This is a genomic window from Thalassotalea montiporae (genome assembly GCF_053485855.1).
The window spans coordinates 1-644 of the sequence record NZ_JBQRUO010000020.1 but is presented as its reverse complement, the minus strand read 5'-3'; the positions used below and the strand labels follow the sequence as shown (position 1 = coordinate 644).

The window sequence follows — 644 nt, the reverse complement described above, 5'->3', positions numbered from 1 at the left end:
GGCCTCATTCGTTAAACAGCGTCTTCTCTTTCAAGAAATGCGCTTCCCGACTAAACAGGCTTTTATGCTCTCGGTCTGACCGTGTTATCGTCAATCGCTCATGCTAAAACTCGGTGGAGTTAACCGTTAAGGTTACCTTTACTACTTCAATCTTTTCTATTTTACATAATCAAATTGATATTCATTTCCACTTCGCAGCAGTGCCCATATCAACCGCGCATTCTTGGCCGCAAGGGCGACGGTTGCTCGTTTAAATCCTCGACGCTCAATTAAGCCTTTTACCCATAAGCTCGTCCTGTCTGTTTTGTGTTTGCAGTTGGCCATAACGGCTCGTGCACCGTGAATGAGTGAGGTGCGAATGTGTTTTTCGCCACGTTTACTGATTCGCCCAAGTTTCACTTGCCCACCTGTCGTGTATTGCCTAGGGACTAAGCCTATCCAAGCGCTAAAGGCGCGACTGGTATCAAAATCTTTTGCGTCACTCACCGTCGCAACAACCGCCGTTGCCGTGATTTCTCCAACACCAGGTATACTCATCAAGCGTTTTGCCGCGTTCATTTGGTTCGCGAGTTGATAGAGCTTTCGGTCATGTTTAAGAATTTGCTGGTTTAATGCTTTAATGTCTTGCCATAAGTCACTTAGTA

General features: G+C 46.0%; 1 protein-coding gene. It reads right to left on the bottom strand.

Going from position 1 to position 644, the window contains the following annotated elements:
• Positions 1-156 precede the first annotated feature (156 nt).
• On the bottom strand, positions 157-644 hold a 488-nt coding region (locus ACSLUR_RS19080; RefSeq protein WP_448556921.1), incomplete at its 5' end, for an IS110 family RNA-guided transposase.